A 25754-nucleotide genomic window follows, 5' to 3' on the forward strand; every position below is an offset into this window, starting at 1 on the left:
CCGCATGGAAATACGCGAGTCAGCCGACGCGCGGGGATACCGGACCCCGCCGGCTCGCCGCCAAGGAGTGATCACTGATGGCAGCCGACGATGTCTTCCACCACGTGGGTGAACTCACGGGTCTGACGGCCTACGACGCCGCCGGGGAGAAGATAGGCAGTGTCGAGCAGGCGTACCTCGACAACCAGACGGGGCGTGCCGAGTGGGTGACCGTCAAGACCGGCATGTTCGGCATGAAGGAGTCCTTCGTGCCGCTGGCCGGCGCGACCCGTGACGAGAGCGGTCTCCAGATCCCTCACGCGAAGGAACTGGTCAAGGACGCCCCCCGTATGGACGCCGACGAGCATCTCGACGTCGCCCAGGAGCAGGAGCTGTACGACCACTACGGCCTCGCCCGTCCCAGCGGGCGCAGCGGGACTCCGGGCATGACCCAGGCACCCGGAACCGCGGCCACGGAAGGCAGGGGCGGGGAGGACACCATGAGTGGCGAAACCAAGAGCGAAGCGGGTCAGGGCCGCACCGAGGCCACCCCCCAGGCCGGGACCACCGGTCGTACGGAGGCCCCCGAGGCCGCCACCGCCGGTGCCACCGGTGGCGGCGAAGACGAAATGGTGCGTTCGGAGGAGCGTCTGCGGGTCGGCACCGAGGAGCACGAGTCGGGCCGGGCACGGCTCCGGAAGGTCGTGGTGACCGAGAACGTCACCACCACCGTGCCGGTCACCCACGAGGAGGTCCGTATCGTGCGCGAGCCCATCAACCCGGGCGACCGCAACATCGGCCGCTCGCCCATGGGCAACGCCGAGGCCGAGGTGATCCTGCACGCCGAGGAGGCGGTCGTCCGCAAGGAGGCCGTGCCGGTGGAGCGCGTGCGCATGGAGACCGAGAAGGTCACCGAGCAGAAGGAAGTCTCGGCCGACGTCCGCAAGGAGCAGGTCGAGTTCGACGCCCCCGGGCAGGACGAGCGGGGACGTGGCGGCGGCCGGGGCCCCAGCCACTGAGCGGCAGACCCCAGGACCGCCACAGGAAGAACCGCATGGCGTGGGCCCACCGGTTGTCCGAGTGGACCCGCGCCGCGTTCCGCGCCCGCGAAGGGGCTCTCAGGCGTGCGGCGGGCGCCATTCGACCAGCAGCAGCGTCGCGTCGTCGCGCAGCCGGTTGTCACTCGCGTCCAGAATCGAGTGGATGAGCCGCCGCAACGCCTCGGGAGCCAGCTCGCCGGCAGCCGTCGCCCGGATGATGGAGTCCGTGAAACGGTCGAGTCCGAACTCCGTACGGTCGCTCAGCCGCGACTCCACGACGCCGTCCGTGTAGAGCAACACCCGGTCCCCGGGCTCCAGTTGTGCTTCGTGGATCGTCCGGAGGGTCTCGCAGAACCTCACCCGCAGTCCCATCGGCGGCTGGGGGGAACGGTCCAGCTCACCATGGAGCACACAGCGCCCCCGGATCAGCAGCGGGGAAGGATGCCCGCAGTTGCACCACCGGAACAGACCGCCCGCGAGATCCAGCTGGGTGACGATCCCGGTGCAGTACTGGTCGGGCAGCCAGCGCGCGAGCGCCTGATCGACGGTGTCCACCAGTTCCAGCAGATCCCCGCCGTCCCTGCGGGCGGCCCGGCAGCCCGCCAGCGCGACGGCCGTGGTCAGGCCCGCCGCCAGGTCGTGGCCCATCGAGTCGAAGATGTCGACATGCAGGCTCGTCCGGGTCAGCGAGTGGTCGTAGGCGTCGCCGCCGACCTCGTACGCGGGTTCCAGCACCGCCGTCGACAGCGCGTCGGCGTTGCCGATGGTCCGGGGTGGCAGGAAGGCGCGCAGCATCTCGGCCGGCAGCTCCATCCGCTCGGTGCGGGACCGCCGCACCAGGCTGTCGCTGTACGACCGCTTCGACGTGATAGCCATGGCCAGCACGGCCGCGACCATCCGGCAGCGGCGCAGGCGTACCGCGTCGATGGCGGGCGCGCTCACACCGAGCACGCCGAGGCGCTCCGCCCCGTCGATCAAGGGCAGCCAGGCCGTGAGACCCCGGCCCTCCGACTCCTCGATCCGCAGGTTGAGGGAGCGATACGTCTGCCCGCCCGGCGTGGAGTCCACGTCGAGACTGGGCATCCCCTCGGTGAGCGGGACGAGGTGCCGCTGCTGGATGTCGACCAGATAGACCACGATCCGGTCGATTCCCATCGCCGTGGCGCAGCGGTTCACCAGCTCCGGCAGCTCCGTCGGGGCCGCGGTGTGCGTTTCGGCGAGAAACTCTTCGAACAGCTGCTCACCGGGGTCCGGGCCCGCGTTCTCACTCGGCATGGCGACCGCCTCCTCAATGGCAGGCTCCTACCAGCATCGCAAATCGGCCCCGGTCGGTGCATGCGGCCGTACGCACGGCCGGACGGCCGGACGGGCTGTGTCAGGGGTGACGCGCCACGATCGCTGGGCAGCGCCGGAGCCGCCCTGATAGGGAGGGGGCATGAGTGAAGAGACACCGATCCCCCCTGTCCTGACCGTCATCGCCGCCAGCACCATCGAGCCGAACGTCGTCGGCGAAGGCGCCGCCGACCGCAACTCGTGGATGGTGATCGAGACGGCCGAGCAGGGCCAGCTTCTGCTCAATCTGCCGGGCCCGCTGTACCGCGCGATGGAGCAGGCGCCCTTCCTGGCCGCCAACGAGGCCGGGCCCGGCCGCCTCGCCCTCACCGATCGTGAGATCGCCGCCTACCGCGAGCGCATCGCCGGTCTCACGGAGAAGCCGTAGCGGTCGCCGTGGCCGGCGGAGCACCTCTGGCGGCGGGCGGCGGGCGGCGGGCGGCGATCGGACGCGAGGCGGATCAGTACGGGCGGTCGCCCGCGATGGCGACCCGTTCGGCGATCCGCCGGTGCGTGCCGTAGTCGGCGACCGCGTAGTGCTGGGTGGCGCGGTTGTCCCAGAAGGCGATGTCGCCCGCCTGCCAGCGGAACCTGACCTGGTACTCCGGCACATGCGCCTGCTGGAAGAGCAGCCGCAGCAGACGGTCGCTCTCCTCCCGCGGGAGCCCCACGATCCGGGTGGTGAACGACGTGTTGACGAACAGCATCCGCCGGCCCGTCTCCGGATGCGTACGCACCACCGGGTGCTCCACCGGCGGGAAGACGTCCTGGAACCTGGCCAGGTGCTCGGCGGGGGAGTACCGCGCGAAGCCCGGCACGAAGTCGTGAACCGCACGGGCGCCGTCGATACGGTCCTTCACATCGCGCGGCAGATTGTCGTACGCCACCGCCATGTCGGCCCACAGGGTGTCGCCCCCGGCGGGCGGCACCTCACGCAGCTGCAGTACGGCGCCCATCGCGGGCCGCTCCCGGAACGTGACGTCCGTGTGCCACACGTTCTCGAAGGTCGGGACGGCCGTACGGTCGAAGCGCGCCACGTCCTTCGCGTCCCCGGCCGTCGCCACCAGCGGATTGGTCTCCAACTCGCCCCAGGCGACGGCGAAAGCGCGCTGCGCGTCGGAGGTCAGACGCTGCCCCCGGAAGAAGAGGACCTTCCACTCCAGGAGGGCCCGGTTGAGCTCGTCCCGCAGCGCGGGCGACGGCGGGACCGACAGATCCAGGCCCCGGATCTCGGCGCCGATCGTCGCGGACTGCGGGACGAGCTCGAAGAGTTCGTACGGCCGGTCCTCCCAGCCCTCGGGAACACGGCGCAGCTCCCGTTGCCCCTCGTACAGTCCGTCGGCGGGGACATGGGGATGCCGGAGGGCGGGAACGACCGAAGCGTTGGACGCGGATACGGGGGCGATGGTGGTCACGAGGCTCCTCGGGAGTACGAACCGGTGGGGAAGGAGGACGGCCCGCAGCGGCGCGGGGGCGCGGGTGTCGGGTCCGTCCGGGCAGCGGCCGTCAGGACCGTGACGGAACGGAGGCGGGCGCTACCGAAGGTCAGCGACAGCGACAGCAACAGGCGGGCGGGGATCCCACCCGGCCGCGGCGCAGCAGAAAGCTGAGGCCGCGCGGCGCGCACTCACCGCGGGGACCGCTGTGACGCGGCTCCACTGCACGGTAGTTCGAGTACGGACCCATGACAGGCACCGTACCTCAGCCATTGTCCCGGCGACATAAGCGGAACGGACGCCGGGGTTCGGCAGGCACGGGCAGGGTGTGCGTATGGCCCTCTCCGTCGCACACCTCAGTGACCCGCACCTCAGGACCGGCCCACGGGGCGGTGCACCGGCCGAAGGGCTGAGCCGGGCGCTCGGCCGGGTACTCGTGCTCGATCCACGGCCGGACTGCGTGGTGATCACCGGGGACTTGGTGGAGCGCGGAGCGCCGGACGAGTACGCGGTCCTGCGCGAGGTGATCGGACGCTTCCCGCTGCCGCTGTTCCTGGTGACGGGCAATCACGACGAACCCGCCGCACTGCTCGACGAGTTCGGCGGGACCGCGCTGATGGGCGGGGCCCACGAGGCGTACTACGCGGCCGAGTTGCCCCGGCTCACCGTCGTGGCCCTCGACTCCTCCGTGCCCGGCGAAGGCGGCGGACGTCTCGGCGCGGGCCAACTCGCCTGGCTCGACGAGGTCCTGGCCCGCAGGCGGGACGTTCCGGCGTTCGTGTGTCTGCACCACCCGCCGGTGCCTGTCGGCATTCCCTTCCTGGACGGGATGCGGCTGGCCGACGGCGACGCGTTCGCCGAGGTGCTCGTACGGCACGCGAACGTGGCTCGTGTGCTCGCGGGCCATGTCCACCGCCCGGTCACGACCACGTACGCCAACAGCACCCTCGCTGTCGCCCCGAGCACCCATCTCCAGAGCGGACTGGCCCTGCGCGAAGGTGTCCCCGGCTATCTGCCCGAGCCGACGTCCTTCCTCCTCCACCTGCTCGCGGGCACGTCATGGGTCACCCACACCGTGCCCGTCAGCCACGCGGCGGCCCCGCTCGCCGGCTACTGAGAGCCCACGCCGCCGGGACGCTCAGCGCGGGGTGACGGTTTCCGCGAGGAAGGAGCGTATCGGCGTGGCGTCGCGACCGAGCAGGTCCGTCAACACCGGTCCGGTGGTGGCGAATTCACCGCGGCGCGACGCGTGGAACATGCCCAGCAGCAGGTTCGCCCGGTCCTCGGGTACGCCGTGTCCGATCAGGCCCGCCATCCATTCCTCGTCGTCGGCGACGACACGGCGGACGGTGCGGCCGGTGAGTTCGGTGAGGATGCCGGCGATGTCTTCGAGGTCGAGCGCCTCCGGCGCGGTCAGTGGCGGGGTCGCGCCGTCGAACCGGCCTTCGTCCGTGAGGATGGCCGCCGTCGCCTCGGCGAGGTCGTCGTGCGTGGTCCATGTCACCGGCCCGTCGGCGGGTGCGACGAGTTCGCCCGTTTCGAGTGCCTGGCCCAGGAGGAGCGGGACGGTGCTCGCGTAGTACCCGTTCCGCAGCGACGTGAAAGGCGTGCCCGTCGCCGCCAGGTACCGCTCGGTCGCGGCGTGGTCGGGCATCGGCGCGAACAGCGAATCGGGGGCGGCACCCTGGTGGCTGGTGTACAGGACGCGCTTGGCCCCGGCCGCGCGGGCGGCGTCGATCGCCGCGGTGTGCCGGGCGATGGCCGCGTCTCCGGTCACGCCCGCCGAGACGATGAGCACCTGCGTGGCGCCCTCGAACGCTTCGGCGAGAGAGCCGGGGTCGGTGAAGTCGCCGCGTCGCACGCGAACACCATGTGCGACAAGACCGGCGGCGCGGTCCGGCTCGCGCACGCTGACGCCGACCTCCTCCCCGGGGATCCGGTCGAGCAGCCGCTGGACGACCTTGGAGCCGAGGCGGCCGGTGGCGCCGGTGATGATGATCATGATGTGTCCTTACGTCGTCGCCATTGTTATCGATGGAAGCGTGGTAGTGATTCCGACGATAGTACATCGATAACGTCGATGCGTTATCGTTGAACACATGGTGGAGACGAAGCAGGGCGGGACCGGCAGAAGCGAGACGCGCGCGAACCTCGTGGAGGTCGCGGCGCGGCTCCTGCGCGAACAGGGTCCGGCCGCCGTCACCACCCGTGGTGTCGCCCAGGCCGCCGGCGTACAGGCGCCGACGATCTACCGGCTGTTCGGCGACAAGGACGGCCTGCTCGACGCCGTCGCCGAGCATGTCTTCGCCGCGTACGTCGCGGGGAAGGCGCTCGCCGACGACAGCGGCGACCCCGTCGCGGATCTGCGGGCGGGGTGGGACGTGCACATCGGCTTCGGCCTGGCCAACGCCGCACTGTTCGGCCTGCTCGTCGCCCCCGGCCGCGCCTCCCGCTCACCGGCGACGTCCGCGGGGCTGGAGGTCCTGCGCGCACGAGTACGCCGAGTCGCGGCGACCGGCCGGCTCCGCGTCGCCGAGCACCGCGCCGTGGAACTCATCCACGCCGCGGGCACCGGCGCCGTACTGACCCTGCTCGCCATGCCGCCGCAGGAGCGGGACCCCGGCCTCGCCGACGCGATGTACGACATGGTGACGCGGTCGATCCTCACCCGGCCCGCCGGGCCCGAGCCCGCCGCCGAGCCCGCCCCCGCGCCCACCGGGGACAGCACGACGGCGGCCGCCGTCGCGTTCCGGACCGTGGTGCCCCGGCTGCCGAAGCTGACCGACATCGAGCGCGCACTGCTGTCCGAGTGGCTGGACCGGGCCGTCGAAAGCTGATCCCGCACCCGGCCGGGCCCGTTCAGCCGGGTCCGCTCAGTCGAGTCCGATCCGCGCCGCAGCCGCCGACCACGCCCGCGCGTCGCCGCGTGGCTCGTACCGGCGCAGCCGTTGCGTTCGTGCCACCAGGCGGCGCATGTCAGCGCGGTCTCCGACGAGGCCCTGGGCGCGTGCCTGGACGAGGACGTTGCCGAGCGCGGTGGCCTCGGCCGGGCCCGCCACCACCGGCAACCCCGTGGCGTCCGAGGTCAGTTGGCAGAGCAGTTCGTTACGGCTGCCGCCACCCACCAGATGCACCACGCGGATGTCGGTGCCCGACAGCTCGGCCGCCGCGCGCAGCGTCGCGCGGTGCGCCAGCGCGAGACTCTCCAGGACGCAACGGACCGTCGCCGCCCGGTCGGCGGGCGGCTGCTGGCCCGTGCGGGCGCAGTACGCCGCGATGCGGGCCGGCATGTCACCCGGGGTGAGGAACGACGGATCGTCCGGGTCGACCAGCGCGGCGAACGGCCGCGACCGGGCCGCCCCTTCCATCAGCGGCGCCAGATCGGCGGGCAGCCCACGCTCCCCCCACGTGCGCAGGCTCTCCGACAGCAGCCACAGCCCCATCACGTTGCGCAGGAATCGGTAACTGCCGTCCAGCCCCAGCTCGTTGGTGAAGTTCGCGGCCCTGGAAGCCTCCGTGACCACCGGCTCGGTCAGTTCAAGACCGGCCAGTGACCACGTACCGCACGACACGTACGCGAAGCCAGGCCCGGTCGCGGGGACGGCGGCCACGGCCGAAGCCGTGTCGTGCGAGGCCACGGCCGTGACCGGAGTGGACTCCGGCAGCCCGGTCTCGGCCGCCACGTAGGGCAGCAGCGTCCCCGCCGTGTCCCCCGGCCGCCGGATGGCCGGGAAAAGGCTCCGGTCGATGCCCAGCCGGCCCATCAGCTCGTGCGACCAGTCACCCGCGCGCGCGTCGAACAGGCCCGTGGTGGACGCGTTCGTGGCCTCCGCCCCGACACTGCCAGTGAGCCAGTGCGTCAGCAGATCGGGAATCATCAACAGCGTTCTGGCCGCCGCCAGTTGAGAGCTCCCGGAGGCCGCGGCGAGCTGGAACACCGTGTTGAACGGCAGATGCTGCAATCCGGTGATCCGGTACAGCTCCCCGGCCGGGACCGTCCCCCAGACCCGCTCACCGACCCCCTCGGTACGGGTGTCCCGGTAGTGGTGCGGATTGCCGAGCAACTGGCCGTCCGCGTCCAGCAGTCCGTAGTCCACCGCCCAGCTGTCGATGCCGACCGAGGCGATGCCGCCGTACGTACGGGCCGCCCGGCCGAGACCGTCGAGCACCCCCTGGAAGAGCGAGAGCACGTCCCAGCGCAGGCTGCCCGGCAGCCGCACCGGCCGGTTCGGGAAGCGATGGACCTCGATGAGGTCGAGCGCCCCCCGATCGGACCCGCCAGGCCGGCCGGACCCGCCGGACCCACCCACGCGCCCCGCCATCACCCGCCCACTGGTGGCGCCGAGGTCGACGGCGACGAAGACCGGGGCGTCCGCGCCCGGGGCGGCGGCCCGCGCCTCAGCCGCCCGCGCTTCCGTCCCCTGTGCTTCGCTGCCGTACGACACGGCGGTGCCCCCCAACTCCCTCTCAGCGCCTCAACGCAGGAACGCCGCGGCGACACCCGCGTCGACGGGAATGTGCAGCCCGGTCGTATGCGTCAGGTCGCCGCCCGTCAGGGCGAACACCGCGTTCGCCACATGCTCCGGCAGCACCTCACGCTTGAGCAGCGTCCGCCCGGCGTAGAACTCACCCAGCTTCTCCTCAGGCACCCCGTACACGGCGGCCCGCTGCGCCCCCCAGCCCGCCGCGAAGATCCCGGACCCGCGCACCACCCCGTCCGGGTTCACCCCGTTGACCCGGATCCCGTGCTCACCCAACTCCGCCGCGAGCAGCCGCACTTGATGAGCCTGGTCGGCCTTCGTCGCCGAGTAGGCGATGTTGTTGGGGCCCGCGAACACCGCGTTCTTCGAGGCGATGTAGACGATGTCCCCGCCGAGCCCCTGACGGGTCATCACGCGCGCCGCCTCCCGTGAGACCAGGAACGAGCCGCGCGCCATGATGTCGTGCTGGAGGTCCCAGTCCCGGGCGGTCGTCTCCAGAAGCGGCTTCGAGATCGAGATGCCGGCGTTGTTGACGACCAGGTCCACCCCGCCGAAGGCGAGCGCGGCCTCGCGGAAGGCGGCGGCGATGGCCTCCTCGTCCGTCACGTCGACGGTGACCGCCAACGCCCGGTCCGGGCCGCCCAGTTCACCCGCGACCTCCGCCGCGCCCGCCGCGTTCACATCGGCGACCACGACGCACGCGCCCTCCGCCGCCAGCCGGTGCGCGATGGCCTTCCCGATACCCGACCCGCCGCCGGTCACCAGCGCGACCCGGGCCGCCAGCGGCTTCGGAGCCGGCATCCGCCGGAGTTTCGCCTCCTCCAGCGCCCAGTACTCGATACGGAACTTCTCCGCCTCGTCGATCGGCGCGTACGAGGAGACGCCCTCGGCACCCCGCATCACATTGATCGCGTTGAGATAGAACTCGCCGGCCACCCGCGCCGTCTGCTTGTCCTTGCCGTACGAGAACATGCCCACGCCCGGCACCAGCACGACCGCCGGGTCGGCGCCCCGCATCGCCGGCGAGTCGGCGTCCGCGTGCCGGTCGTAGTAGGCGGCGTACTCCGCGCGGTACTCCTCGTGCAGCCGGGCGAACCGGGCCGTCACCTCGTCGAGCGGCGCGGAGGCCGGCAGATCGAGAACCAGCGGCCGGACCTTCGTACGCAGGAAGTGGTCCGGGCAGGAGGTGCCGAGGGCTGCGAGCCGCGGGTGTTCCGCGCGGGCCAGGAAGTCCAGCACCGGCGCGCTGTCGGTGAAGTGACCCACCTGGACCCGGTCCGTGGAGGCCAGTCCGCGCAGCAGCGGGGCCAACTCCGCAGCGCGGGCACGCCGTTCGTCGTCGGGCAGCGCCCCGTACCCCTCCAGGAGGGGGCCGAACGGCTCCGGCCCCGCTCGCTTCACGAGGAACTCCTCGGCCTCGCGGATGATGCTCAGCGAGTTCTCCTCGCACTCCCGCGAGGTGTCACCCCACGCGGTGATGCCGTGGCCGCCGAGCACACAGCCGATCGCCTGCGGGTTGGCCCGTTTCATCTCGGCTATGTCCAGGCCGAGTTGGAAGCCGGGACGGCGCCAGGGCACCCACACCACCCGGTCGCCGAAGCACTCCGCCGTGAGAGCCTCGCCGTCGGCCGCGCAGGCGAGCGCGATGCCGGAGTCGGGGTGCAGATGATCGACATGCGCGGCGTCCACCAGACCGTGCATGGCGGTGTCGATGGAGGGAGCCGCGCCGCCCTTGCCGTGGAGGCAGTAGTCGAAGGCGGCGACCATCTCGTCCTCGCGCTCCACGCCCGGATACACCTCGGCGAGCGCGCGCAGCCGGTCGAGCCGGAGCACCGCGAGCCCCGGCCCGGTGAGGGTGCCCAGATCCCCGCCGGAGCCCTTCACCCACATCAGTTCCGTGTCGGCGCCGCTCACCGGATCGGGGGCCAGGCCCTTGGCGGAGGTGTTGCCGCCCGCGTAGTTGGTGTTGCGCGGGTCCGCGCCCAGGCGGTGGGAACGCGCGAGGAGTTCGGCGGCGGGCAGGGGCTGACCGGCTTCGGGGGAGGGCGTCATCAAGAGGCTTCCTTCGATCCCAGATCGATGAATGAATCGATTCATTGAGAAGGTAGGCGGCGGCGCCGACGCGTGTCAAGGTTGGGTGAGTCCTCGGAGAACTACTGCCGCGCGGACTGAACCGTTCCAGGTCAGACGCCGCCCGCTCCCGTCACCCCCTGGCCAGCAACTCCGCGATCTCGTCGTGCAGCTGAAGCGGCAGCCCGGTGCCCCAGCGCGCCGAGGCCTCGGCCGCCAGGTCCCGGCTCCACCGCCAGCTCCACCGCCGCCGACCGTAGTTCGGCGGGCCGCGCCCCGCCGGTCGTGCGGAGATGGCGTGCGCGGTCGGCCTCCGGCAGGTCCCGCTCCAGCGCGCGGCTCGGCGTCAGCCAGTGCGCCGTGGAACCGCGCAGCAGCCGGCACAGCTTCAGCTGGAGCGGTGAGACGACGGCATGCAGCAGGTTGTACGCGCGGGCGGTCTCGCCCCGCGCGGCCACATGCGCCAGCATCAGCGTCCAGTTGGCGAGCTCGTCGCAGAGCTCCTGCGCCGTGGACACCGGCTCCGGCGGGCGGAATTCGGCGAGCCGCCGGGCCGCGGCGGTCAGCCGCCCGCCTCGGTCGAGCAGGACGGCGGACTCGGGGTCGGGAAGATGCACCGCCCCCTCCCAGGAGGAGATCAGATCGATGCCGGTCCCCGCCGCGTCGACATGGAACTCCCCGCGCATCAGGTCCTCGAAGACGACGGCGAGGATGCCGTGCATATTGGTGTGGGCCAGCTTCAGCGGGGCCAGCCGCCTGACGAACTCCCGTCCGTCGAAGCTCTCCGCGTCCGCGTCCCGTACGAACAGATACGCGTCGATGTCGGAGTGCGCGTCCGACTCCCCGAGGGTCCAGGACCCGTACAACAGCACACCGTCCAGGCGCGGTTCGGCCTCGGCGAGCTCACGCAGCAGCTCTACGCGGCGGTTCAGGACAGGGGAGGGCGATACGTAACGCATGAGGGAAGGTCTCTCCTGGGTCTGGGTGACGGCACACGAACGCGGCCCGGTGGCTGCCGGGCGGCCGGGGCGTGGTCTCGGACCACGTTCGTGTGCTCAGGTCATACCCATGCCGGAGATCCTAGGTGAGCACGTCCTACCTGGACAGCAGCGGCTCCAGCGGCGGCAGCGGAATGTCCGGCAGGTCGGGGAGGTCGGGGACGAGCGGCGGGATGGAGCCCAACGGGTCGGTCTCGACGACATAGCTGCAGTACGTGTACGAGTAGCCGGGATCGATCGACATCCCGTCCGTCGTGCTCGTGACGTCGTCCGCCGCGTCCCCGGAGTGCTTCAGGAGGAAGTGGTAGTCACCCACGGGCAGTCGCAGCGTCTTCCTCGGGTAGTTCTTGCCGGAGTCCTTGCAGGCCCTGTCCACGGCGTCGTAGCTGGAGTAGTTCACACAGCCGCCGCACGCCTTGATCTTGACCGTGCCCGTCACGGGCCCCGTGTAGAGGATCTCCACCGCGTCCGACGCGTCGTTGCTGATCACCACTTCGAGACGGGGACCGCCCGGCGCGTTCGCGGGCGGCAGACGGTCGCCGGCCGCGCCGCGTTCCGTGGCGATCTCGGCGGCGATGGCGATGTCCCGCGCCCTGTCCCTGCGTGAACTGTCCTTGTAGGTGGACCTGAACGAGGTCAGCGTCTCCAGGGCGAGTTCGAAGTCCTTGTCCTTGAACTGGTCGACACCGCAGGCGTATGTCCCCGACTCCACGGCCGACGCGGCGGTCTTCTTGAGCGCGGCCGTGTCCGTCTCGAAGGTGCCGACCATCGTGGAGATGCTCTCCAACTCGGTGGTGGTCGAGCAGGGATCGGTTCCGCCCAGCTTCCCGGAGCGGTCCTTGATCGCGGCGGTCACGGCCGGCTTCACCGCCGCCGCCTGCTCCGACTCAGGGAACAGCGAGATGAGTTCGGCCAGGTCACCCCGGTCGGAGACCGGCTTGCTCGACGCCAGTCCCAGCTTCCCGCACTCCAGGAGCGAGGTGGCCAGCGGCTGGTCGGGCCATTTGGCCAGCTCGCCGAGCAGGTCGGCGCCGATCGAATCGGGCACGTCGCGCAGGTAGGCGAGGGCGTCGACGGCGTCGCAGTAGTTCTTCTCCGTATAAGGGACGGACACGGCGTTGTAGAACGTGGTGAGCCGCTTCGGCACGAGCTTGCCCGCCCTCGAATCCCCCTCGTTCTCGCCGAGTTCGCGGTAGACCGTGAGGGCGGCGGTGAAGCCCGCACTCTTGTCCTTGCTGGTGCCGCTGCCCTCGCGCGTCGCCTCGACCTTCTTGTCGGCCACGGCGAGCCGGTCGAGAAGCATCCGCTCGACGGCCTCGTCCTGGGCCGCGTCGTAGGCGACGGCCCCGCCCACGGGTATCACGAGCAGGACCAGGGCCACGGCGACGGCCAGGGCGGGCCGCAGAGCGGGGAGCACCAACGGGGGCCGTGCGACAGGGACTCGGGCGCGCCGCGCGCCGTCGACGGCCGCGGCGATCAGCACCAGGGCGTACAGCGCGACAAGCGGTCCGGGTGCGCCGTTGGTGTCGGCGGGCAGCACGAGCAGCAGGAACAGCGCGGTCGCGGCCAGGCTGAGTCCGACCCGGAGCCAGTCGCGGATCAGGACGTAACCGAGCCCCAGGCCGGTCAGGTTGAGGAGCGCGACGGCGGCGACATGACCGGACGCCGGCGGCGGACCGACGGGCTGGGGAGGAGCGGCGGGCGGCGGAAAGCCGAAGGCGGGCGGCTGGGCCGGTGGCGGCGGTGTCACCGGGGGCTGGTCGGGTCGCGTCGGGGGCGGTGAGGCCGGCGGCGGTGGCGTCAGCGGCTGCGCCGGTACCGACGGCGGTACGGCGTCGCTGGGTTCGCCGGCGCCCGTAGCCGAAGTATCCGGGTCGCTGCCGGCTTCGGAGCCGGAGCCCCCGCCCGTACCTCTCTCGTCACTGTCTCTGCCCGTGGCCATGTGCCCCCCTGTGGTGTTGTGCCGCAGTCTCCCACTGCTACTTCATACAGTGAACGTCAAGGTCGGTGCCGTGCAAGGCGGTTGGGAACGATCGCGGTATCCGCCCCGCGCGGCCCGACTCCCGCGGTCGAACCGAAATTCGGCCATGAAGAGGGATTGGCGCACAAGAAATCTGGCCAGAATGATGCCGTGACAGTGAGTCTGCGAACTACATAATAATACGTTGGGGCGCTCCCAAAGATCATTGATTCTGCTCTCCGGGAATCGCCCTTGCCGCCGTGCACCGTCAGTATCCTGCAATATGTCCCAGGCCACCGGGCCACCAATGAACGGTGCGAGGAGAGCGGCCGTGCATGATGAATTCCTGTGCCATGTCACCGCCTACGGAGTCAGTGGCGGTCAGCGTATAGGCGTACCCCTGGGAACGTATCGCGCCCCCACTCTGTCTCTTGCACTGTGGTGGTTACGGGACCGGGCGACATGGATTGCGGAGCGTCTCGATCCGAGCCCCGACAACGACAATTTTCCCGCCGAGGCACTCGCCCCGCTGGCGGACAACGTCCCTGACGTACCACAGATGTTGCGGGCCTGGCGCGACAATCGGGCCCATCAGGACCGGGTCGCGGAACATCTGGCGGCGGGACATCTCATTCGAGTGGCCACACGCGACGAAACCACGGAATACGAACTGCTCGCGGAATCCGTTGACGCGCTGCGGATGGACCGTGCCAGCCCCTCGCTGATCGACGAGACGGAAATCCAGGACGTGTACGCCGACGACGGCGCCTACCGGCGGACTTCCGTCGCCGGGGAGCAGGAGTACGAGTACGGGCGTGCGCAGGAGAGGCAGGAGAGTGAGTACCGTTACGCGTACGCATATGTAAAGCCGTCGGAAGGCGCCGGGAAATGGCGCAGGTCCGACGACTCCTTCGCCGACACGTTGCAACTGGGCAGGCTGCCCCGCTAATCGCGGGACGGGCGTCTCGGAATAACTTCTTCCGCGCCGTCGTTCCCCGTCTCGGAACACGTGGCGCGCGGCGCGCGCCGCACAACGGCCGCTCTCGCGCGGCCGTTGCTACGGTCGGATTCGCACGGGCCCGGGGCCCTCCCCACGCGGGATGCCACGGGCGAGGCGATCCTCGGAAGGAGACGGCAGATGCTGTTCGGCAAAGAGCATGTGAAGCGCTACCAGGAGACGGACGGCGAGGTGGGACACATCTGGGAGAACGGCACGACCACGCTGATCCTCACCACCACCGGCCGCAAGAGCGGCGAGCAGCGCAGCACCCCCCTCATCTACCGTGACCACGGTGACGACGTGATGGTCGTCGCCTCCCACGGCGGCGCCGACGTGGATCCGCAGTGGTACCGCAACATCCAGGCGGACCCCGAGGTCCGGGTACAGGTGAAGGGCGACCGCTTCGCCGCCCGCGCGCGCACCGCGACGGCCGAGGAGCGGCCGGAGCTGTGGCGCCGGATGGCCGAGGTCTGGCCCGCGTACGACGAGTACGAGACCAAGACGGACCGGGAGATCCCCGTGGTCGTCCTGGAACGCGTCTGACCTGTTCGGCCGTGCGCGCCGGCCGCCGATGGCAGCCGGCGCGTTCTTCGCTTCCGTGAAGCCGCCCGCCCGCACCGCGGGCGGGCGTTCGTCTGTGACGGCCGCCCGTCAGCTCCGTGGTGTCAGCTCCAGCGCCTCGGCCAGCGTGCGCCACTCGGTGAGGGGCAGATGCTTGCTCCGGTCGCCGACCAGCACCTGAAGCGCCAGATGGTCGGCGCCCGCGTTCTCGTACTCCTCGACCCGCGTACGCACCGTATCGGCGTCGCCCAGCGCGAAGAGCGAGGCCAGGAGCCGGTCGCTGCCGCCGTCCGCGAAGTCGCCCTCGGTGAAGCCGAGCCGGAGCAGGTTGTTGGTGTAGTTGGGCAGTTGGAGATACATCGACAGCATCCCGCGCGCGACGCCGCGGGCCGCGTCGATGTCCGTGTCGAGTACGACGGTGAGTTCCGGCGCGAGCAGAGCGTCCGGACCCAGCGCTGCGCGGGCCTCCGCCGTGTGCTCCGCGGTGACGAGATAGGGATGCGCGCCCGCCGCCCGCCCGGCGGCGAGCTTCAGCATCTTCGGGCCGAGTGCGGCGAGTACCCGCCCCGACGCGGGGACGGGGGCCGCCGCGGCGTCGAGTGCGTCGAGGTACTCGACCATGGCCGAATAGGGCCGAGCGTAGTTGGGGGTGAGACTGCCGTGGCTGACGCCGAGACCGAGGACGAAGCGGCCCGCGGCGTCCTGCTGGAGCCGCGCCGACTGCTCGGCGACGGCCTGGGCCCGGTGTTCCCAGATACTGAGGATGCCGGTCGCGACGGTGATGTGCCGGGTCGCGTCGACGACGGGAGCGACCTGGTCCAGCGACGGGCTGCCGCCCATCCAGACCGTTCCGTAGCCGAGCGCGTCGAGCTCGGCGACGGCCGCCGGGACGGCGGCGAGGCCGTCGGGGTCGGAGGGGTGCAGGGCCGAACTCCAGATACCGATCCTGCCGAAACGTGCGTGATTCACAGAGGGCATACCGAAAACGTAACTCAGCGGCTCTCGGGTGCCCCGCCGCCCCGCCAGCGCGCCCTTCCGCCGGCGCCGGCGGGCCCCTCCGTCGTGACGGGATGGTTCCCCGCCCGTTCATCAAACCAACATCCGCCGCTCACTCGATGTCGACAACATCGCCCTACCCCCCCGGCCGGCTGAACGACATATAGGAGCCCCGTGAAGATCCTCCGTAAGTTCTCATCAGGCGCGAGCACCGGGAGGCCGCGGCCGGGCCGGCCGGCCGGTGCGCGAGTGGGCACTCGGATTCGCGATCTGGAGGAGGCGAACGGGCGGACGGCGCTGGAGGCGGCGCGGGTGAGGCCGGTCACCACCTCCGACATTCTTACCAAGCACCGCAAGGGCTTCCCGCACCACGGCTGGGTCGAGATCGACTCCGAGCACTGTCCGCCGTTCGTCATGTTCTGCGCGAACGACGAGGCCGTCGCCCTTGACACCGTCTGGAACGGCCGCTTCGGTTACGAGTCGTCGAGCCTGCGTCACTGGAGCCGGCTCGCCGCCACCAGCCGTACGATCCTGGACGTCGGCGCGCACGTCGGTTACTACGCCATGATCGCGGCCCTCTCCGCCCCCAAGGCCACGGTTCACGCGTTCGAGCCGGTGCCGCCGATCCACGCGAGGCTGGCGGTCAACCACCGGGCGAACAACCTCAAGAATCTCGTACTGCACCAGAACGGCGTCTCGGACCACGGCGGCACCGCGGACATCAACATCCGCTTCCCGCTGTCGAACCTGCTCTCCACCGGCTCGTCGCTGGAGGACTTCACCAAGCCGCCGGCCAGCGCGTTCACCACTCGCGTCCATCTGCTCACCGTGGACGAGACCCTGGGCGACACCCCGGTCGACCTGATCAAGATCGACGTCGAGGGCCATGAGCCGAGCGTCCTCGCCGGAGCGCGCGGCGTCATCAAGCGCGATCGCCCGGTCATCATTCTCGAAGCCCTGCACAAGACGTTGCTCGGCAAGCTCACCGAGCCCTTCGAAGGTCTCGACTACACCTTCCGCTGGATCTCGGAGGCGGACGGCCGGCTCGTCCCCATCACCGGGGACCGCCCGGAGAAGAGCCGCAACCTGATCTTCGCGCCGAGGGAGCGGGAGTACTCCTGACCCGCCCCTCCGCCCGCCGCACCGGCCGGACATGGCGCCGCCCCGGCACGGGCGGTGACGCTCGTGCCGGGGCGGCTGGTCGGCGGATCCGGTCGGCCCGGTCGGCCTGCCGGGTCCGCCGGTTCAGTTGTCCGGTCGGTCGGCCGGTGGTCAGCTGAAGACGACCGAACGGACCATCAGCCGCTCGGAGGCGTGGCCGCCGCCCGGCCGAAGGGTGAACTGGGGGCCTTCGCACTCGGCGCCCTCGAAGACGGTCGCCGTGGCGTCCGTGTTGTTGCGGGGGCTGTGCGCCGGCTCCGACGTCTCGTTCTCGACCTCGGGCAGCGTGATGCACTCGCCGCTCTGCGGGTCCGTCAGGGCCGAGGTCTCGGAGATGCCGGCCTCGGTGCCGTGCTGGTAGGTGAAGTCACCCTGGGCCGCGCCGGCCGAGGCCGGAAGGGCGATGACGAGGGCGAGGGCGCCGACGGCGGCAGCCACACTGGTACGAAGTCGCACAGGACACTCCATTGGTGCGGTGGGGGTGGAACGGGTCGCCGAAAGACTGTCCCGGCCTGTGTGGATGTTCTCCGAACATCCCGGTTCGTCCTCCCAACAGCGGGTTGCAGAAACGATTCTGCGTGCGCCATGTGGGTCTCCGGCCTGGTCACTCACCCGGTCATCGGCCTGATCATCAGCCCGATCTCCTGCCCGTCGGAGCCCTTCTGTCAGAGCCCGTCGGTGAACAGAAGCCGGTTCGGCGAGCCCTGGGTCACGGCCGACAGCCTGTTCTCGGTGGCCGAGCCGCCGAGCCATTCCGCCAGGTCCTCCGGACTCGCGTCCGGGTGCTCCGCCTGGTAGAGCGCCGCCACACCGGCGACATGCGGCGAGGCCATCGACGTACCGTTCAGCGAGACGTCGCCGCCGCCCAGCTTGGCGGAGACGATGGCGGCCCCCGGCGCGTACAGCGACAGGCACTTCCCGTGGTTGGAGAAGCCGGACTGCTTGTCGTTCCGGTCGGTCGAGCCGACCGTCACGACACCCTCCGCGGAGGCCGGTGAGACGGAGCAGGCGTCCACCCCGTCGTTGCCCGCCGCGAGGACCGGCAGGACGCCCTGCCGCGAGAGCGCCGTCGCCGCGTTGTTCACGGCGACCGACTTCGGGCCGCCGAGCGATCCGTTGAGTACGGCCGGCTGCTTGGCGTTGGCGGCGACCCAGTCGAAGCCGGCGAGGATCCCCGACCAGGTGCCCTTGCCCTTGCAGTCCAGGACCCGGACGCTGACCAGATCGGCCTCGGGAGCCACGCCGTACGTACGACCGGCGACCGTGCCCGCCACATGTGTGCCGTGGCCCTGGCAGTCCTTGCCCTGCCGGCCGTCGCCGATGGCGTCGTAACCGGGCCTGGCGCGCCCTTCGAACTCCTCGTGGCCGAAGTCGATGCCCGTGTCGATGACATACGCGGTGACACCCTTGCCGGTGCTCTTCGCGTCGTAGCGGCCGTCCAGCGGCAGTTCCTGCTGGTCGATCCGGTCCAGCCCCCAGGACGAGGCGGGCACCAGGCTCTTCGCCGGAGCGGTCTCCAGCGCCTCGATCTCGGAGTCCTCCTCGACGGCGGTGACGCCGGGAGTCGCCCGGATGGTCTTGAGCTGGGTGGGCGTCAGCTCGGCGGCGAATCCGCGCAGCACGCTCGTGTACGTGAACAGGGGCTTCACCCCTGCCCTGTTGAGCAGTTTGCTCGCGTCGAAGGCGGCGTCGACAGAGACGATGTAACGGTTGAGAAGCGGCGCGGCCGAGCGGTGCAGCGGCGCGGAGTGGGTCTCGGCGGAGGCCGGCTGGACCGTGGTGGGGAGCGGACCGGCGGCCACCACCACCGCGCTTGTGGCGACGAGGAACATGCTGAGTTTCAGGCGATTTCTCATGAAAAGTACTCAAACATGATCAAATTATTTTGATCCGCAGGCTGGCGGGTCGTTCACCCGACCAGATGGGCCCGGTCCATGGCGTGATGTGTGGGCGGTACGTCGTTGACGACACGATCGGCGGACGCGCAGGCTGGACGGTGTGCAGCACAGACGAGTTGTCTTCGTGATCTTCGAGGGGTTCCAGTCGCTCGACCTCTCTGGTCCCTTCGAGGTGTTCCAGCAGGCGGACCGGGCAGCGCCCGGCTACGACTGCCGGATCGTTGCCCCCGTCGCGGGCCCGGTGCGTTCGGCCGGCGGTCTGCGGGTGCACGCCGACCACGGGATCGCGGACCTGGATCCCGCCGGGATCGACACCTTGGTGGTCGCCGGCGGGGGAGGAGTCGACGAGGCGGCGCGTAACGCCGACCTCGTCGGGTGGATCGCCGGGGCGGGCGCCACCGCCCGCCGGGTCACCTCGGTGTGCAGCGGGGTGTTCCTGCTCGCCGCCGCCGGGCTGCTCGACGGACGGCGCGTCACCACCCACTGGAGCCGCGACGGTCAGCTGCGCCGTGAGCATCCCGGGCTGACCGTGGACACTCGGCCGATCTTCGTGCGCGACGGGCGGGTCTGGACGTCCGCCGGGGTGACCGCGGGCATGGACCTGGCGCTCGCGCTGGTCGAGGACGACCTCGGCCACGAGGTCGCCCACACCGTCGCCCAGCATCTTGTGCTCTTCCTGCGCAGGCCCGGCAGCCAGGCGCAGTTCAGTGTGCCGCTGTGGTCCGCGCAGCCCGCCACCGACCCGGTCCGGGCCGCCGTATCCGCGGTCCACGCCGATCCCGGCTCGCCGCACACCCTCGCCGGTCTGGCCGCCCGCGCCGGGCTGAGCCCGCGTCACCTCCAGCGCCGGTTCACCGCGGAGCTGGGGGTGGGACCCGGCGAGTACGTGGAGCGCGTACGGGTGGAGGCCGCCCAGCGGGCACTGACCGGTGGTGACGAGCCGGTGGCCGCGATCGCGCGCCGCTGCGGACTCGGCAGCTCGGAATCACTGCGTCGCGCGTTCCACCGCCACTGCGGGGTGACACCGACCGACTACCGGAACCGTTTCCGGACGACCGAAGGCGACACCGACACCTGATGCCCGACGGCGCGGTTGACCACGAAGGACCACTTATGACGAACGAGGACCGCCCATGACCACGTACGGACTGCTGATCTTCGACGGCGCCGAGGAACTGGACTTCGTCGGCCCCTGGGAGGTGTTCACCGTCTCCTCCATGCTGCGCGACCGGGCCGACACGGCCGTCCTGGTGGCCGAGCGGCCCGACCCGGTCGTGTGCGGCAAAGGCATGCGGGTCGTACCCGACCACACGCTCGGCGAGAGCCCGCGGCTGGACGTGCTGCTCGTCCCCGGCGGCCGGGGAACCCGTCGCGAGGTGGACAACCCCGCGCTGATCGAATGGATCGGCAGGACCGCCGCCGGCGCCGACTGGGTCACCAGCGTGTGCACAGGAGCTCTTCTGCTGCACGAGGCCGGTCCCGCCCGTGGGCGACGCGTGGCCACCCATCACGGCTTCGAGGACGACCTCCAGGCCCGCGGCGATGTCACCGTCGTCCGTGACGCCCGCTATGTCGTGGACGGGAACCTGGTCACCAGTCAGGGCGTCTCGGCCGGGATCGACATGGCCCTGTGGCTGGTCGGCCGGCTGCACGGACGCGACCACGCCCGCGCGGTCCGCCGGTACATCCAGTACGACCCCGCGCCGCCCTATCTGGCCGACGAGCCGGTGGCGTACTGAACCCACCGGCGCGCCCGCCACTCACCGCGCCGGTCGTCAGCCCCGGTCCGTGTGGCGCAGCACGGCGGGAATCACCGTGTCCCACACACGGGCCGGAGGCGCCTGATGACCGACCCCGTCCAGGGTGATCAGACGGGCGTCGGGAATTCCCTCGGCCAGCGCCCGCGCGTGGCCGAGCGGGAAGAGCGGGTCATCGGTGCCGTGCAGGACGAGCGTGGGCACGGTCACCTCCGCCGGCCGGACGGTGATGGGGTTCTCGTCGTCCTTGAGCGCCCAGTGGTTCTTCATGGCCGCCTCGATGTCCGTGGTGCGGTCGATGATCCGGCCCGACAACTCCCGTACCGCTTCCTCGTCGAACCGCGCCGGACCGGTGAAGAGCCGCTCGCCCGCGACCAGATACGCGATCACGGCCGCGCGGTCCGACCAGTCCGGTTCGGGTGCCGGATCGGCGAACGCCGCGCGCATGCTCTCCGACGGGGGCGGCAGCTCCGATCCGGTAGGGCCCGCAGGGCTGGTGGAGACCAGGGTGAGCGTCGCGACCCGCTCCGGATGCGCGAAGGCCACGCACTGCGCGACCCCGCCGCCCATGGAGATGCCCACCAGATGCGCCCGGTCCACGCCCAGTGTGTCCAGCAGACCGACCGCGTCAGCGATCAGGTCCGAGAAGGTGTAGTCCGGGGCGCCCGCCGGAGAGACGACGGACCGGCCCGTGTCGCGCTGGTCGTAGCGCACGACATGGCGGCGGCCGGCCGCGAGCCGGGCGCAGAACCCTTCGTCCCAGCCGTCCATCGAGCTCGCGGCGCCGCTGATCAGCAGGACGGTCGGGTCGGCGGGATCGCCGAAGGTCTGGACGCACAGGCGTACGCCGTTGGCCTCGACCAGGCGCTCGGCGCCCCGGGGCAGGTCGCTGTCGGACCCGGCGTCGTTCGGGATCATGCGGGGCTCCACTGTTCTCGGGTGTCGGCCGTGGCCGCTCTCGTGTTGTCGCTTCCGTCGCTGTGACGACCGGCCGGAGCCCCGGAACTCATCGGCCGGTCAGCGCCCGAAGGACTCCGCGAGATCCGTCGGGGCGGCCTGCTTCCAGGAGTCGACCAGGATGTCGTACAGCTCGGTCTCGTCCTCCAGCGCGCCCAACCGGGCCCGTACCCAAGAGGAGTTGGCCTCGTGCGGCGGGACCCAGAACTTCTCGGGCTCCGCCGCGATCAGCTCCGTACGCTCCAACTTGGGGCAGCGGACGGCGAACGACGTCCCGTCGTCGGGCACCGTGACGAACATCCGGCCCGCGACATGGAAGGTGGGGATGGACCAGAGTTCCTTCTCCACGCTGCGCGGCAGGGACATCGCGATGCGGCGGACGTCGTCGGCGTCGAGACCTGTGTGGTCAAGGTCTGCGTCAAGCATGGTCGTTGCCTTCGGATCGATGGACGCGGCTGGTCCCATGATCCGGCATCGTCCGGCCTCGCGTACCCCGGTCGTCCCGCGTACCTCCGTCGTCCCGCGCGCTCCGGACGACCTGGCTCAGTGTCCGGCCGGTGCGGGCGGACCGGGCCCGCCGTGGGTCGGGGGTGGCGCGGACGCCGTGCGTACTGCCGGAACCGGACTTCTTCACCAGCAGCCACGCCTCGCCCGAGCCGTCCCTGCCGTCACGGAAGCGGGTGAGCGCGTACGCGCCGCGCAGCTTCTGCCCGTTCAGCCGGAACGAGGCGTGGCCCCTGTCCAGAGCGGCGGCGAAGGCCGCCAGGCTCCCGGCACCCATCGGCGAGTACGTCCCCTGGTCCCACACGATGACCGGGCCCGCCCCGTACTCACCTGAGGCGATGACGCCCTCGTACTCCCGGTACTCCAGCGGGTGGTCCTCGGTGGGCACCGCCAGACGCTTGTCGCCGGGGTCGGTGGACGGCCCCCTCGGCACGGCCCAGGACTTCAGTACGCCGTCCACCTCCAGCCGGAAGTCGAAGTGCATACGGCGCGCGTCATGGATCTGGACGACGAAGGACAACTCCTCGGAGGGGCCCGCGCTCTCGCCGCGCGGCTCGTCGGTGGTGTCGAACCGGCGCTTCCCGTGGTAGCGCGCCAGCGGGTCCCGGGCCACTAGCTCTCGCCCGCCTCGTCCTCCTCGTCCGGCGAGATGTGCATCGCGGCCTCCTCGGCCGTCGCCGCGCCGCCGTCGATACCCACGTCGCGCGCCGACACGTCCGAATGCCGGCGCGGAGCGATGTCGTCCACCGGCTGGAGCCGGCCCGCCCGCTCCTCACCGGTCTCCGTGTCCCTGGGCTCGCCCTCGCCGCCGGGCAGGTCACCGACGCCGTCGCCCGCCTCCGGCCGTACGTCCGGGGCCTCCTGCGCGAGCCGCTGGTCCAGGGTCTCGCCCTCCTGCTGCTCCTCGCCGGTGACCCCGTACTTGTTGACGCCGAGAGGACGCTCGGGCGGGGAGTACCCCTCCGTCATCATGTCGTCCAGTCCGCGCTCGTCTATCACGTTCTCCAGATCGAGATCGTCGGAGGGGCCGTTCTGCACGTCCGAGTTCTCGGGCTGGTAGACATCGTCGCCTCGTGACTCGTCGGCCATGACTCGATCCTTTCCAGCGCGGGTGCCCGGCCGGGCTCTCGGGAACCTGGAGGGTGAGAAATCGGGGCCACCAGGAACATGACGAGAGGTCTTCAGAATACGCCCGAAATGTCCGCCGGGTCGGGTCAGCCGGTTGTCCAGCCGTGCAGAAGGCGGGCGATACCGGCGACGCCGACCGTCCCCGACGCGGCGTCGCGTACGAGAGCGACCGCCGCCTTCGCGGGGTACTCCAGCCGGTGCCCGTGCAGTGAGAGGAACGCCTCGCAGGAGTGCCAGGCGAAGGCCTCGTTGGAGTGCTCCAGACAGGGCAGCCGGCTGAGGGTCTGGAGCAGCGCGGCGGCCTTGAGGTGCGGGGAGCCGTAGATGTCCCGGTCCATGGCGCGCGCGTAGACGCGGGCCACCGCCGCGTGGAGAGGGCCGTAGTCGTCGACCTGGGGGTCGCGGGGCAGCAGTTCGGCCGCGTGCAGCAGGTAGGACACATCGATCTTCGGCTCGGGCTCGCTCGCGCTCACGCGGCGTGGCCCCGGTCGCGCTCGTTGAGTTCCCGCCGGGCCCGCCGGTCGGCGGCGCGCTGCTCGGGCGTGGGGTCGATCGCGCTCGGCTCGGCGTCGAACGCGTCGCCGGCGCGGTCCATCGACGTCTTGAAGCCTTCGAGGAAGGTGTTCTCCACGGCGGTGGCGCGGTCGTACGCGGCCGACAGGATGTACTCCTGGAGGCTGACACCGGCGGCCTTGGCCGCGGCGACGATCGCGGCCCGCTGTCCGGGATCGGGGAAGCGCAGGCTCATGGCCGCGGCCTTGGATTCGCTCATGGGCGTGAAGCTACCACTGATACCGCTGCCACCACAGGCCGAGAATGATCGAAGCGTCCAAAAGTCGTTGTCGTGAGCATTGACACCGCGAGAGATCAAGTGATCTATTCACTTCATGAGTCGCAGTGAGTTGTCGTTGTCCGAGCGCCTGGCGGACAACATCGTCGAGATCATCCGCTCGGAACGCCTCGGTCACGGAGACGCCCTGGCGTCCTCCCGTGACCTCGCCCGCCGCTTCGGCGTCACCACACCCACGGTGCGCGAGGCGCTGCGCAGGCTGGAGGCGACCGGCGTGGTGGAGTTCCGGCACGGTTCCGGCACGTACGTGGGCCCGGGTATCGGGCGCCGGCTGATGGCCAACCCCCATCTGCCGCGCAGCACCCGCTCCTCGGTGCTGGAGCTGGTCGAGGCCCGGCTGGTCCTGGAGCCGGCCGTCGCGGCCGCGGCGGCGAACGTGCGGATGGCCGAAGCCGTACGGGACTTGGAGTCGGCGGCCTCCAACGCGCTGCATCCGCCGGAGGAATCGCTGCGGCAGTCCGTGCACTTCCATGTGGCGCTGGCGGCGGCGAGCGGCAACTCCCTTCTGCGTGAGGCCGTCGAGGCCCTGCTCCAGGTCCGGGCCAGGGACCAGGTGGAGATCCGGCACCGGTACAACGACCGGGCCCGGGACCACGCCGAGCACCTGGAGATCCTCGACGCGGTCCGCGACGGAGACGCGGCGGCGGCCGAGCGGCTGACCCGTACGCATCTGGCGGCGATCCGCGACGCGGTCCGCACGGCCGACTTCCCGGTGGACGAGCCGGACGCCGGTCTCGCGCTCCCGGAAGGAGGCCGGCTGTGAACCCCGTACCGTCCTCCCCCCAACACTCCCCGCGCCTCGGCGAGATGACGACCCTGGAGGCGGCCGAAGCCGTGACGTCCAGCCCGGTCGTGATCCTGCCGGCCGGCGCCTTCGAGCAGCACGGCCCGGGGATGCCGATGGCGACGGACACCCTCCGCGCGGAGTCCGTGGTCGACCTGGTGGCCGCCGAACTCGGCGGGCGCGCGGTGATCGGCCCCTCCCTGCCGGTCGGGGTCTCCCCCCACCATCTGGCGTTCGCCGGTACGGTGACGCTCTCCACGACGACGTTCGCCGCCGTCGTACGGGAGTACGTCGACAGCCTGTACCGGCACGGCTGGCGGAAGATCCTCGTCGTGACCGGCCACGGCGGCAACAACGCCACCCTGTCCACGGTCGCGCAGGACCTGCTCGTCACCCGGCCCGACCTCGAGTTCGCGTGGACGCCGCTCACCGCGCTGGCGCCCGAGGCCGTGGCGGACATGCGCGTCGGCGAGGTGCACGGACACAGCGGTGAGGCCGAGACGGCCCAGATGCTGTACCTCGCGCCTCATCTCGTGCACAACGACCTGCTCACACCCGGATCGACGGCCACCGCCGATCTCGATCCGCTCTCCCGGCTCTCCAGGCGCGGCCACCCCGCGCTCGCGGTGAGCTACGACCGGCTGAGCTCCATCGGCGTGCTCGGCGACCCGCGCCGGGCCACCGCCGCCGCGGGGCAGGCGATCGTGGACACAGCCGTGTCCCGCATCGTGTCTTTCGTCAAGGAGTGGCTGGACGCCTAGAAGGGCCCCCTCCGGCACATCCGCGCATCCACCACTTCCCGCGTGCGCCGTCCCCCGCCACCGGCGGCGCACGCCCCTCACCCGTCACCCCCCCCGTACCC

Annotated in this window: 25 protein-coding genes and 2 pseudogenes; 11 read left to right on the plus strand and 16 right to left on the minus strand. The window is 71.1% G+C overall.

The features are described 5' to 3' along the window. Nucleotides 1–77 precede the first annotated feature (77 nt). A complete protein-coding gene (locus OIE74_RS37105; RefSeq protein ID WP_329391757.1) occupies nucleotides 78–998 on the plus strand; it encodes a PRC and DUF2382 domain-containing protein in 921 nt (306 codons plus the stop codon). A gap of 99 nt (nucleotides 999–1097) precedes the next feature. On the opposite strand, the gene OIE74_RS37110 is transcribed toward OIE74_RS37105, so the two are convergent. Further along, nucleotides 1098–2294 carry a PP2C family protein-serine/threonine phosphatase gene (locus OIE74_RS37110; RefSeq protein ID WP_329391759.1) on the minus strand — a complete coding sequence of 399 codons (1197 nt, stop codon included), beginning with the start codon at nucleotides 2292–2294 and terminating at the stop codon, nucleotides 1098–1100. Between the two features lie 160 nt (nucleotides 2295–2454). Here OIE74_RS37110 and OIE74_RS37115 point away from each other — a divergent pair, with 160 nt between their 5' ends. Next, nucleotides 2455–2739, plus strand: a complete 285-nt coding sequence (locus OIE74_RS37115) for a hypothetical protein (RefSeq protein WP_329391761.1) — start codon at nucleotides 2455–2457, stop codon at nucleotides 2737–2739. 73 nt (nucleotides 2740–2812) lie between these two features. Here OIE74_RS37115 and OIE74_RS37120 read toward each other — a convergent pair whose 3' ends face one another. Continuing rightward, the gene (locus tag OIE74_RS37120) at nucleotides 2813–3757 is read right to left on the minus strand and encodes a TauD/TfdA dioxygenase family protein (RefSeq protein WP_329392570.1); all 945 of its coding nucleotides are present in this window, start codon (nucleotides 3755–3757) and stop codon (nucleotides 2813–2815) included. Between the two features lie 364 nt (nucleotides 3758–4121). Between OIE74_RS37120 and OIE74_RS37125 the strand changes: the two genes are divergently transcribed. Further along, the gene (locus OIE74_RS37125; protein ID WP_329391763.1) at nucleotides 4122–4904 is read left to right on the plus strand and encodes a phosphodiesterase; all 783 of its coding nucleotides are present in this window, start codon (nucleotides 4122–4124) and stop codon (nucleotides 4902–4904) included. 21 nt (nucleotides 4905–4925) lie between these two features. Here the strand turns inward: OIE74_RS37125 and OIE74_RS37130 are convergent, their stop codons facing one another. Further along, nucleotides 4926–5789, minus strand: coding sequence for an NmrA family NAD(P)-binding protein (locus OIE74_RS37130; protein WP_329391765.1), 864 nt, complete (start codon nucleotides 5787–5789; stop codon nucleotides 4926–4928). A 97-nt stretch (nucleotides 5790–5886) separates the two neighbouring features. Here OIE74_RS37130 and OIE74_RS37135 point away from each other — a divergent pair, with 97 nt between their 5' ends. Further along, nucleotides 5887–6624, plus strand: coding sequence for a TetR/AcrR family transcriptional regulator (locus tag OIE74_RS37135; RefSeq protein WP_329391768.1), 738 nt, complete (start codon nucleotides 5887–5889; stop codon nucleotides 6622–6624). A gap of 36 nt (nucleotides 6625–6660) precedes the next feature. Here the strand turns inward: OIE74_RS37135 and OIE74_RS37140 are convergent, their stop codons facing one another. From OIE74_RS37140 to OIE74_RS37155, 4 genes and pseudogenes are all read right to left on the minus strand, one after another. After that, nucleotides 6661–8109 (minus strand): rhamnulokinase, encoded by a 1449-nt coding sequence (locus OIE74_RS37140; protein ID WP_329392571.1) that lies wholly within the window; start codon nucleotides 8107–8109, stop codon nucleotides 6661–6663. 153 nt (nucleotides 8110–8262) lie between these two features. Beyond that, nucleotides 8263–10320 (minus strand): bifunctional aldolase/short-chain dehydrogenase, encoded by a 2058-nt coding sequence (locus OIE74_RS37145; RefSeq protein WP_329391770.1) that lies wholly within the window; start codon nucleotides 10318–10320, stop codon nucleotides 8263–8265. A 151-nt stretch (nucleotides 10321–10471) separates the two neighbouring features. Continuing rightward, nucleotides 10472–11297: pseudogene (locus OIE74_RS37150) on the minus strand (nucleotidyltransferase domain-containing protein). A 136-nt stretch (nucleotides 11298–11433) separates the two neighbouring features. Further along, a complete protein-coding gene (locus tag OIE74_RS37155; protein ID WP_329391773.1) occupies nucleotides 11434–13278 on the minus strand; it encodes a hypothetical protein in 1845 nt (614 codons plus the stop codon). 349 nt (nucleotides 13279–13627) lie between these two features. On the opposite strand from OIE74_RS37155, the pseudogene OIE74_RS37160 reads away from it, so the two are divergent. Both OIE74_RS37160 and OIE74_RS37165 read left to right on the plus strand, forming a co-directional pair. After that, nucleotides 13628–14023: pseudogene (locus OIE74_RS37160) on the plus strand (hypothetical protein); the annotation flags it as partial. Nucleotides 14024–14434: 411 nt separating this feature from the next. Next, nucleotides 14435–14839: a nitroreductase family deazaflavin-dependent oxidoreductase gene (locus OIE74_RS37165; protein WP_329391776.1), complete on the plus strand. Its 405-nt coding sequence runs from the start codon at nucleotides 14435–14437 to the stop codon at nucleotides 14837–14839. Between the two features lie 108 nt (nucleotides 14840–14947). Here OIE74_RS37165 and OIE74_RS37170 read toward each other — a convergent pair whose 3' ends face one another. Next, entirely contained in the window at nucleotides 14948–15835 is an 888-nt protein-coding gene (locus tag OIE74_RS37170) for an LLM class F420-dependent oxidoreductase (RefSeq protein ID WP_329391778.1), read from the minus strand. Between the two features lie 267 nt (nucleotides 15836–16102). On the opposite strand from OIE74_RS37170, the gene OIE74_RS37175 reads away from it, so the two are divergent. Continuing rightward, nucleotides 16103–16975, plus strand: a complete 873-nt coding sequence (locus tag OIE74_RS37175) for an FkbM family methyltransferase (RefSeq protein WP_329391780.1) — start codon at nucleotides 16103–16105, stop codon at nucleotides 16973–16975. A gap of 150 nt (nucleotides 16976–17125) precedes the next feature. Here OIE74_RS37175 and OIE74_RS37180 read toward each other — a convergent pair whose 3' ends face one another. Together OIE74_RS37180 and OIE74_RS37185 are read right to left on the minus strand one after the other, a co-directional pair. After that, nucleotides 17126–17470: a hypothetical protein gene (locus tag OIE74_RS37180; protein WP_329391782.1), complete on the minus strand. Its 345-nt coding sequence runs from the start codon at nucleotides 17468–17470 to the stop codon at nucleotides 17126–17128. A gap of 209 nt (nucleotides 17471–17679) precedes the next feature. Beyond that, nucleotides 17680–18870, minus strand: coding sequence for a S8 family peptidase (locus OIE74_RS37185; RefSeq protein ID WP_329391784.1), 1191 nt, complete (start codon nucleotides 18868–18870; stop codon nucleotides 17680–17682). A gap of 142 nt (nucleotides 18871–19012) precedes the next feature. Here OIE74_RS37185 and OIE74_RS37190 point away from each other — a divergent pair, with 142 nt between their 5' ends. Continuing rightward, a complete protein-coding gene (locus OIE74_RS37190; protein WP_329391787.1) occupies nucleotides 19013–19990 on the plus strand; it encodes a GlxA family transcriptional regulator in 978 nt (325 codons plus the stop codon). Nucleotides 19991–20045: 55 nt separating this feature from the next. Continuing rightward, nucleotides 20046–20651: a DJ-1/PfpI family protein gene (locus tag OIE74_RS37195; RefSeq protein WP_329391789.1), complete on the plus strand. Its 606-nt coding sequence runs from the start codon at nucleotides 20046–20048 to the stop codon at nucleotides 20649–20651. 36 nt (nucleotides 20652–20687) lie between these two features. Here OIE74_RS37195 and OIE74_RS37200 read toward each other — a convergent pair whose 3' ends face one another. From OIE74_RS37200 to OIE74_RS37225, 6 genes are all read right to left on the minus strand, one after another. After that, entirely contained in the window at nucleotides 20688–21587 is a 900-nt protein-coding gene (locus OIE74_RS37200) for an alpha/beta fold hydrolase (protein ID WP_329391792.1), read from the minus strand. 99 nt (nucleotides 21588–21686) lie between these two features. Next, nucleotides 21687–22052 (minus strand): MmcQ/YjbR family DNA-binding protein, encoded by a 366-nt coding sequence (locus OIE74_RS37205; RefSeq protein ID WP_329391794.1) that lies wholly within the window; start codon nucleotides 22050–22052, stop codon nucleotides 21687–21689. Continuing rightward, on the minus strand, nucleotides 22045–22743 hold the full coding sequence (locus tag OIE74_RS37210) for a DNA polymerase ligase N-terminal domain-containing protein (RefSeq protein WP_329391796.1): 699 nt from the start codon (nucleotides 22741–22743) through the stop codon (nucleotides 22045–22047). The genes OIE74_RS37205 and OIE74_RS37210 overlap by 8 nt, the downstream gene beginning before the upstream one ends. Next, the gene (locus tag OIE74_RS37215) at nucleotides 22743–23219 is read right to left on the minus strand and encodes a DUF5709 domain-containing protein (RefSeq protein ID WP_329391799.1); all 477 of its coding nucleotides are present in this window, start codon (nucleotides 23217–23219) and stop codon (nucleotides 22743–22745) included. The genes OIE74_RS37210 and OIE74_RS37215 overlap by 1 nt, the downstream gene beginning before the upstream one ends. Nucleotides 23220–23344: 125 nt before the next feature. Beyond that, entirely contained in the window at nucleotides 23345–23731 is a 387-nt protein-coding gene (locus OIE74_RS37220; protein WP_329391801.1) for a fic family toxin-antitoxin system, toxin component, read from the minus strand. Beyond that, entirely contained in the window at nucleotides 23728–24030 is a 303-nt protein-coding gene (locus OIE74_RS37225; RefSeq protein ID WP_329391803.1) for a DUF1778 domain-containing protein, read from the minus strand. The genes OIE74_RS37220 and OIE74_RS37225 overlap by 4 nt, the downstream gene beginning before the upstream one ends. Before the next feature lie 115 nt (nucleotides 24031–24145). Here OIE74_RS37225 and OIE74_RS37230 point away from each other — a divergent pair, with 115 nt between their 5' ends. Both OIE74_RS37230 and OIE74_RS37235 read left to right on the plus strand, forming a co-directional pair. Next, on the plus strand, nucleotides 24146–24871 hold the full coding sequence (locus OIE74_RS37230) for a FadR/GntR family transcriptional regulator (RefSeq protein ID WP_329391805.1): 726 nt from the start codon (nucleotides 24146–24148) through the stop codon (nucleotides 24869–24871). Next, nucleotides 24868–25653, plus strand: coding sequence for a creatininase family protein (locus OIE74_RS37235; RefSeq protein WP_329391807.1), 786 nt, complete (start codon nucleotides 24868–24870; stop codon nucleotides 25651–25653). Before OIE74_RS37230 ends, OIE74_RS37235 begins: the two co-directional genes overlap by 4 nt. Nucleotides 25654–25754: the final 101 nt, after the last annotated feature.

It is taken from the genome of Streptomyces sp. NBC_01716 (assembly GCF_036248275.1).
Classification (GTDB): domain Bacteria; phylum Actinomycetota; class Actinomycetes; order Streptomycetales; family Streptomycetaceae; genus Streptomyces.